Source organism: Methylobacterium sp. NFXW15, assembly GCF_049887755.1.
Taxonomy (GTDB): Bacteria; Pseudomonadota; Alphaproteobacteria; order Rhizobiales; family Beijerinckiaceae; genus Methylobacterium.
The window spans coordinates 43,599-50,357 of the sequence record NZ_JAGEKG010000017.1; the positions used below are offsets into that span (position 1 = coordinate 43,599).

Consider the following 6,759-nt stretch of genomic DNA (forward strand, 5'->3'; position numbering starts at 1 on the left):
TCTTGCGGTATGAGCCCTCAGTGGGCGGTGGCTCGGGGTGCTTCACGCGTCGCCACGTTGCGCTTGACCGCCTCCTGCACCTTCTCGAAGGCGCGCACTTCGATCTGACGCACCCGCTCCCGGGACACGCCGAACTCGCCCGACAGATCTTCCAGCGTGATCGGATCTTCGGCGAGGCGACGCGCCTCGAAGATACGCCGCTCGCGGGGGTTGAGGACGCCAAGCGCATCGCGGAGCGCGGAGAGCCGGTTCTGTCCCTCCTGCTCACGGACCAGCACGGTTTCCTGGCTCGGCGTGTTGTCCACCAGCCAATCCTGCCACTCGCCCTCGCCTTCCTCGCGCAGAGGCGCGTTCAGCGAAGTATCGCCGGAGAGGCGGCGGTTCATGTCCACCACGTCCTGCTCCGGCACGCCGAGACGGGTCGCGATCTGGGCTACCTGATCGGGGCGCAGGTCGCCCTCTTCAAGTGCGGAGATGCGTCCCTTGGCCTTACGCAGATTGAAGAACAACTTCTTCTGGTTGGCCGTGGTGCCCATCTTCACCAGCGACCACGAACGCAGAATATATTCCTGAATAGCCGCCTTGATCCACCACATGGCATAGGTGGCCAGACGGAAGCCCTTATCCGGGTCGAAACGCTTCACAGCCTGCATCAGGCCGACATTGCCTTCCGACACGACTTCCGCGATCGGCAGGCCATAGCCGCGATAGCCCATGGCGATCTTGGCAACGAGCCGCAGGTGGGAGGTCACGAGGCGGTGGGCGGCCTCACGATCGCCGGCTTCGCGCCAGGATTTGGCGAGGGTGAATTCCTCCGCAGGCTCCAGCATGGGGAACTTGCGGATCTCGTCGAGGTAGCGCGAAAGGCCACCTTCGTTGGCGAGCACGGGCAGCGTACCGGCCATGGCATCACTCCTAAATACAGTCCCCCAGATGGGCGGACGTGGTTGTCGGCGAGGCCGCTCTTGAGCCGACCCCCGTGAGCGCCCATCTCAAAGGGCCACTCCAACAATCCCGCCGCGTCTGAAGCACGTTGACGTCGCTACCAACGCACGATGGGATCATTGGGTCGAAAGATGACACGAAGTGCCGCGGCCTGTCGTGCCCTTTCGCACGCTCACCGTCATAAAGACGTGATCAGGGCAGCCTTTAGCGCGGCCATGTCCGGTGGAGGCGCGCTCTCGAAACGGAGCGTTTCGCCGGTACGCGGATGGGCAAAGCCGAGCAATTCCGCGTGGAGCGCCTGCCGCCCGAGCGCAGTCAGCGCGGCCTTCGCCTCGTCTGGCAAGCGGGCTGCCTTGGTGCGGAACGCGGCACCATAGACGCCATCGCCCAGGAGCGGATGACCGCGGTGGGACAGATGCACACGGATCTGATGCGTGCGCCCCGTTTCCAGCTTGCAGCGGACGAGGCTCGCTTCCGCATATCTCTCGATCACCGCGTAATGCGTGATCGCATCACGGCCGACCTCGTCGGAGACGACGGCAATTTTCTCGCGGTTGTGACGTGACCGGGCCAGGCTCGCCCGGATCGTCCCCATCGCCGGGTGCGGGGTTCCCCATACGAAGGCCTGATAGGCTCGCTCCAAGGGCCCGGTTCGGCCGTGGTCCGCGAACTGTGCGGCGAGCCCATGATGGGCCTTATCGTTTTTGGCGACGACGATGAGGCCGCTCGTGTCCTTGTCGAGGCGATGGACGATCCCGGGGCGGCGTACGCCGCCAACGCCCGACAGGCTGGCGCCGCAATGGGCGATCAGGGCATTGACGAGGGTGCCCCCGGAATGACCGGGCGCGGGATGCACCACGAGCCCTGCGGGTTTGTCCACGACGATCAGATCATCATCCTCGTAGGCGATGACCAGATCGACGGCCTCGGCCTCAGGCACGGGATCGGAAGGTGGCGGCAGATCAAGGACGATACGCGTGCCAGCGGCGATCTTGAGTGAGGGGTCACGAACGACCCCGCCGTCGCGGGTGACCTGGCCTGCACGCACGAGATCCTGAAGCCGTGCCCGCGACAGATCGGGGAAGAGGACGACCAAAGCGCGATCGAGGCGCAGGCCTCCGTCCTCCACGATTCCGACCCGCTCCTCTCCGTGAGTTTCCACGCGCCCGCACCCTTCGTCGAATAAACTTTCCAGACGGCACTTGTGTCGCCGTACAGGCGTCGCTATAGCAACGCCACGCCGCCGGAAAGCTCCCATCGTCTAGCGGTCTAGGACGTCGCCCTCTCACGGCGAAAACAGGGGTTCGATTCCCCTTGGGAGCGCCATTCCTTCTTTAAGTGTCGGCGCACAATCATTTTTCAGACATTGGTCCCACCGGTCCGGTAATGGACGGTTGCGGCGGGACCTCTTGCGTTGCTCTTTCCCGGCCTAGGAATAGTGCCATTACCCTGTCTGCGAGCCCTGCCTTGCCCGCAGCGCGCGTGTATCGCTCGACCTTCTCAAGCACCTTTTGACCGGTGATGGCCATGATCGAGAGCTTCGCTGCCGCGGGGCAGACCGCGATCCTTCTCACCACCGAGATCGTCTCCGCCTACGTCGCCAACAACCCGGTACCGGTATCGGGCACGCCGGACTTATCCGCGGCGTTCACGCCTCTCTGGTCGGGCTTGCCGCGCCCGTACCGGCCGAGCCCGCGCCGGAGCTGCCTACGGCCGCGGAGCTCAGGAAAAGCGTCCGTCCCGACGCTTTGACCTCCTTCCACGACGGACGGCCCTACAAGACGCTGAAGCGGCATCCGGCAGTCAACGGCATGGCGCCCGAGAGCTACCGCGCTCGGTTCGGTCTACCTGCCGACTATCCGATGACGACGCCGAGCTATTCCACGCGCAGGTCCGAGTTGGCGAAACAGCGGGGGCTTGGGGTCCAGCATTGGTAGGCCAGCGTTTCAGTAGGACGTGGTCGTGGGCGGTGCCTGAGATGTTGCGGGTGCCGCCCGCACCGGCGCCGTAGCGGTCCAGGGCGTCGTGCATGGCGCCGAGGGCCAAGGGGCTGTGGCCCATTCCGAGGTCCTCGTTGCTGCACCAGACCGTAACGGGCCGACGGCTGCCGTCCGGACACCTCCAGACAGCGACCGGGAACGCGCCGACATTCCGTTCAAGTTCGATGAATGTCCGGTAGCCACCGTCTTCGCGCAGACTCCGAACGGCGTCCTCGAACACGTCAGAATAGGGGAGCACCATCCCCGTCCTCAACGGGTCGGATTAGATCGCGGCAGGCCTGCGAAGTCTCATGCCACCAGCGCGCGTCCATCCGGGATCGCGCAGGGAGAGCGGGAAGGTCAGTCCTTGGGCGCGGGACTGAGGCCGGGGACCTTCGTGACCGCGAAGCGGCCCTCCTCGGCCTTGTTGATGTACTGGCTGGAGATGAAGAGCCCTTTCAGCGGCCGGAGGATCGGCACGCAGGCCAGGAGGAGCAGCGGCAGCGTCACCACCGCGTGAATCCAGAGTGGTGGATCGTAGGCGAGCTCCAGCCAGATCCCGAAAGCGGTCACCGGGAAGGCCATCGTCATCATGATGAAGAAGGCGGGCCCATCGGCCGGGTCAGCGAAGCTATAGTCGAGACCGCATGCTTCGCAGTGTGGCTTCAGGGTGATGAAACCGTCGAACAGGTGCCCCTCGCCGCACCGCGGGCAGCGGCAACGCAGGCCGACTGACATGAGGGATTGATCGGTCGTCCTTTGCATCGTCCACGATCCTGAATCGCCTGCCGTCCGGCGGCAGGGGAAGCGCCTTGCTCGATCCGAATGTATGGCTTACCTGTCCATACACTTGTTCTCAAAGCTGGCTGCCTCCGAGGCGCCTTGCCAGACAAAGCCGTATCTCGCGTTGCCTGTATGACGTTTGTATGTATACAACAATGCAAGATGAGGGGTCAATGATGGAATCCTGGAACCCTACAATCGCAGGCGACGCAGGTCCGAAGTACCTCGCCATCGTGAAGGCCCTGGCCGAGGACATCCGTGCCGGCCGTTTGCCGCCGGGTATGCGCCTGCCCCCGCAGCGTGCCCTGGCCAAGCACCTTAATGTCGACCTCACTACGGTCACGCGCGCCTTCAACGAGGCGCGCCGGACAGGCTTGATCGAAGCGACGACCGGCAGGGGCAGCTTCGTTCGTGGCCCCACATCGTCGCCGGCAGAGAGACGCAGGCCCGACCCGTCCGGGAGCGTCGACTTCAGCATGAACATGCCGCCCCAGCCGGCCGCGGCGCACTTGGCCGAGCGTATGGAGGCTGGCTTGTCGCAGCTCGCCACGTCGTCGGGCTTCCTCGACCGGATGCAGTACCAAGACAGCGCCGGGAACATGGTCGATCGCGCTGCGGCGGCGCACTGGCTTGGCCAGCGGCTTGGACCGCTTCCGGTACACAGCGTCCTCGTGGGAGGAGGTGCCCAGGTTGTGCTCGCTGCCGTGCTTGACACACTGCTCAAGCCGGGGGATGCGCTTTGCGTCCCGGCTCTGACCTATCCGGGCCTGCGCATGGCCGCCGAGCGCCGCGGCGTTCGGCTTATTCCGGTCGCCTGCGATGCGGACGGACTCGATCCGGACGCATTCCGTGAGAGGTGCAACGCCGAACGGCCGCGAGCCCTTTACGTGGTGCCGACGCTCGACAACCCGACGACCGCAACTCTGCCGAGGACGCGCCGCGAGCAGATTGCCGAGGTCGCGCGTTCGCACGGCGTTGCGATCATCGAGGACGATGCCTACGGCGCATTGCCGCCGGACGCCCCGCCTCCCATCGCCGCCCTGGCGCCGGACATCTCCTGGCACATTGCGACCCTGTCCAAGTGCGTCAGTCCGGGCCTGCGCATCGCCTACGTGGCGGTGCCCGGGACGAACGAGGCGGTACGGCTCGCCGCCGAGCTACGGGCCATCAACATGATGGCCTCGCCACTGACGGCCGCGCTCGCTTCGCAATGGATCGCCGAAGGCGAGCTCGATACGGTCGTTGCAGCCATCCGACAGGAGAACGGTCTCAGGCAAGCGGTCGCACGTGTGGCGCTGCAGGGACTCGACGTCCACGCCCATTCCTGCGGCCACCATCTCTGGCTTCGGCTTCCCGAACCGTGGCGTCGCGGAGAGTTCGGGGCGCATGCGCGTCAGCTCGGGCTGTCGGTCATCCTCAGCGATGCCTTCGCCGTCGGACCGGCACCCGAGGCCATTCGCGTTTCATTGGGGGCTGCTCCTGATGCCGAGACCTTACGGTATGGCTTGAGCCTGCTCGCGACGCTGCTGACGCGCCCACCCGGCGCGATCTCGACGGTCGTCTGACGTGCCTGACGTGGCGATCCCGACCGGGAAGCGAGACGATCCCATCAAGGCTCGTCGGGACCTCGCTTGGCTTAGGCGGACCAGGGTTCCGGCCACCTTTTTCGGGATGGTCCTGGGAATCTGCGGCCTGGGAAACGGCTGGCGCGCCATGGCGCGTCTCGGACTGGCGCCCGCCTGGGCCGGCGAGACGCTCTCACTCCTCGGCGTGGCGGTCTGGGCGGCGTGGCTCGTCTTCTACGGCGCTCGGTGGTTGAACGACCGCGACACGGTTTTGGTGGAGGTGCGCGATCCCACCTTCTCGTTCTTCGCCTCGATGGCTCCCGTCGCCACGATGATCGCCAGCGTCGGCCTCGCGCCGACCTGGTCGGGCCCCGCCTGGGTGATGGCCGTTGCGGGGCTTGTTGGTACGACCCTCTTTGCCGTCTGGGGTGTGGGTGGCCTTTGGAAGGGCGACCGCACCTTCGAGGCGACGACACCAATCCTCTACTTGCCCACGGTCGGCGGAGGCTTCGTGGCGGCTATGACCTGTGCTGCCTTCGGCATGAAGGAGCTCGGCCTACTCTATTTCGGCGCCGGCCTCCTTTCATGGCTCACTTTGGAGTCGGTCGTCATACACCGGCTGATACTGCAAACCTTGCCCGTGCCGTTGCGCGCTTCGCTCGGGCTGCACTTGGCACCGCCTGCCTTGGCCTGCGTGGCCTACCTGGCGGTCACCGAGGGTCCTCCTGACCGACTGGCCCAGATCCTCTTCGGCTACGCCCTGCTGCACGCCCTGGTCATGGTGCGGTTGGTGCCCTGGCTACGCCAGCAGCCGTTCTCGCCGGCCGCCTGGGCTTACACGTTTGGCGTCTCCGCTCTTCCACTCGCCGCGTTGCGTCTGACTGAACGCGGGCTGGAAGGGCCAAACGCGTCCCTCGCCGTCCCGCTGTTCGCTGCGGCCAACCTGATCATTGGATGGATCGCACTCAGAACAGTGAGCCTGCTGCTGCGTGGAAAACTATTGCCGTTTCGGACGCTTTAGCGGTCGTGTCGATGGTGCATAGCGGCCCCTCCGCGGTGGAGCGGCCTGACCGAAGCCCTGTCTAGCGGTTTCGTTGTTCTGACCCGCCCAAATTGAGAACCTCGATGTCCCGATCCCCGTCGTTGGCCTCCGAGAGCACCCCCAACGCTGCCCCCGACTCCGGCACCGCCAACGTCGCAAGGCTCGCAATCGCCCAGCGCTCGCCGGAGCCAACTCAACGGTCGTGTTCGCGACAGGCGAGGCTGATCTTGCGTGGGGGCCCATCAGCGAACTCGTCAACATCCCTGGCGTCGAGCCGATTGGGATTCTCCCCGACGAGGTTCAATTCGTCCAGACGTTTAGAGCGTTTTCGGTCTGAGCTGAGTCGGTCGTGCGGGGTTCACTTGGCGGTATGAGGCTGATTCATTGCGCGCTCCAGATGAGGAGCGAGGCATGGGCCGACCCTACAGCCAGGACCTACGCGAAC

6 protein-coding genes, 1 tRNA gene and 1 pseudogene are annotated in these 6,759 nt (G+C 65.3%); 4 read left to right on the forward strand and 4 right to left on the reverse strand.

What is annotated here, in order from left to right; translation table 11 throughout:
• Positions 1–17: 17 nt before the first annotated feature.
• Complete coding sequence (gene rpoH / locus J4O73_RS23470; protein ID WP_426221332.1) at positions 18–905, reverse strand: RNA polymerase sigma factor RpoH; 888 nt, start codon at positions 903–905, stop codon at positions 18–20.
• 218 nt (positions 906–1,123) lie between these two features.
• The gene (locus J4O73_RS23475) at positions 1,124–2,107 is read right to left on the reverse strand and encodes an RluA family pseudouridine synthase (RefSeq protein WP_426221334.1); all 984 of its coding nucleotides are present in this window, start codon (positions 2,105–2,107) and stop codon (positions 1,124–1,126) included.
• A gap of 88 nt (positions 2,108–2,195) precedes the next feature.
• On the opposite strand from J4O73_RS23475, the gene J4O73_RS23480 reads away from it, so the two are divergent.
• Positions 2,196–2,271: transfer RNA gene (locus J4O73_RS23480), tRNA-Glu, on the forward strand.
• 185 nt (positions 2,272–2,456) lie between these two features.
• On the forward strand, positions 2,457–2,882 hold the full coding sequence (locus J4O73_RS23485; protein WP_426221336.1) for a MucR family transcriptional regulator: 426 nt from the start codon (positions 2,457–2,459) through the stop codon (positions 2,880–2,882).
• 4 nt (positions 2,883–2,886) lie between these two features.
• Here J4O73_RS23485 and J4O73_RS23490 read toward each other — a convergent pair.
• Positions 2,887–3,186: pseudogene (locus tag J4O73_RS23490) on the reverse strand (5-aminolevulinate synthase); the annotation flags it as partial.
• Positions 3,187–3,284: 98 nt separating this feature from the next.
• Entirely contained in the window at positions 3,285–3,689 is a 405-nt protein-coding gene (locus J4O73_RS23495; RefSeq protein ID WP_426221337.1) for a DUF983 domain-containing protein, read from the reverse strand.
• A 191-nt stretch (positions 3,690–3,880) separates the two neighbouring features.
• Between J4O73_RS23495 and J4O73_RS23500 the strand changes: the two genes are divergently transcribed.
• Together J4O73_RS23500 and tehA are read left to right on the forward strand one after the other, a co-directional pair.
• Positions 3,881–5,272, forward strand: coding sequence for a PLP-dependent aminotransferase family protein (locus J4O73_RS23500; protein WP_426221339.1), 1,392 nt, complete (start codon positions 3,881–3,883; stop codon positions 5,270–5,272).
• Position 5,273: 1 nt separating this feature from the next.
• Entirely contained in the window at positions 5,274–6,293 is a 1,020-nt protein-coding gene (gene tehA / locus J4O73_RS23505; RefSeq protein ID WP_426221340.1) for a dicarboxylate transporter/tellurite-resistance protein TehA, read from the forward strand.
• Positions 6,294–6,759 lie beyond the last annotated feature (466 nt).